Annotated in this window: 1 protein-coding gene and 1 pseudogene; both read left to right on the plus strand. The window is 41.9% G+C overall.

The window, feature by feature from the left end:
• Positions 1-795 (plus strand): class II aldolase/adducin family protein (locus F6K20_RS38750; protein ID WP_287268002.1); only part of this gene is annotated, 795 nt, incomplete at its 5' end.
• Positions 796-982: 187 nt separating this feature from the next.
• Positions 983-1,328 (plus strand): annotated as a pseudogene (locus F6K20_RS38755) (hypothetical protein); the annotation flags it as partial.

A 1,328-nucleotide genomic window follows, 5' to 3' on the forward strand; every position in this document is an offset into this window, starting at 1 on the left:
AAAAACTCTAATATAAATAATTCCATAACTACCTTTTATTCCCAAGAAGAACGACAGTTACGTGTAGATCTTGCTGCTGCTTACCGCTTGATTAACTATTATGGGATGACAGACATGATATACACCCATATTTCCGTGCGGATTAAAGAGGAGCCACCAATATTCCTCATTAATCCGTATGGTATGATGTTTGACGAAATATGTGCATCAAATTTGGTTCCAGTGGATGCTAATGGCAACAAAATTGACCAGGCAGACGCGGAAGTAAATCCAGCCGGATTTACTATACACAGTGCTATTCATTTAGGTTGCCCTAATGCCCATGCAATCATCCACACCCATACTGTTAGTGGCATGGCTGTTGCTGCGATGGAAGAGGGTTTGTTGCCCCTTAACCAAATTTCGATGGAATTTTATAATCGGGTTGCCTACCATGATTATGAGGGCATCTCACTTAACCTGGATGAGCGAGAAAGGCTGGTGGCATCTCTGGGAGACAAGAAATGTTTAATCCTCCGTAACCATGGTCTTTTAACTGTAGGTGAAACAGTAGCGGAAGCATTCTTCTATATGTACTACCTGAATAAGGCGTGCGAGATTCAGGTTAATGTATTAAGTAGTAACGCCAAGCCGATTATACCACCACCTGAGATTTGCGAACATACAGCACGGCAATTTGAAGGCTCCTTCGGAAATAAAAATCAAGAATTCCAACTCGTATGGGAAGCTAATCGCCGTTTGCTCGATCGACTCGATTCTTCTTATAGTGACATACTCCCACCCAACTTACCCTAGGAAAAATTAGGCCATATTCAAATACACAAAAAAATACGGGGAATCCTGCCTCCTTCACTCCATTTGATAAAAATGGAAAACATCAAGGTTTACTAATTAGTAATAACTCTGAAACAATTATTCGCAATTGATTTGAACAACTAACTGGTAATTTAAAGGAGTACTAAAGCGATCCCAAGTTTCATCAATGCCAACCCCAATACTAACATTTCGGCCCATGGGAATTGACAAGATTTCGACTCTGTTAGCTCGAAACCAATCCCACTGGCGACCGATTTCTCTAGCTTTTGGTCAATCGGACTTCCCAATTCAAGAATACGTTGACCTGACTTTACAGGCTCCTGAAGTAGAAAAAGTACTAGGTTACGGGGATATTAGCGGACAGATGTCACTGCGGAAAAAAATTAGCAGCTTTTACGCCTCGACCTTAGGTATAGATATCCCAGCGGCACAGATATTGATAACTGATGGGGCGACTGGTGCATTAGTCTTAGCATTGGGGCTGTTGGTGCGCCGAGGTAGCGAAGTCATTA

The sequence above is a fragment of the Moorena sp. SIO2C4 genome, from assembly GCF_010672485.1.
Classification (GTDB): domain Bacteria; phylum Cyanobacteriota; class Cyanobacteriia; order Cyanobacteriales; family Coleofasciculaceae; genus Moorena; species Moorena producens.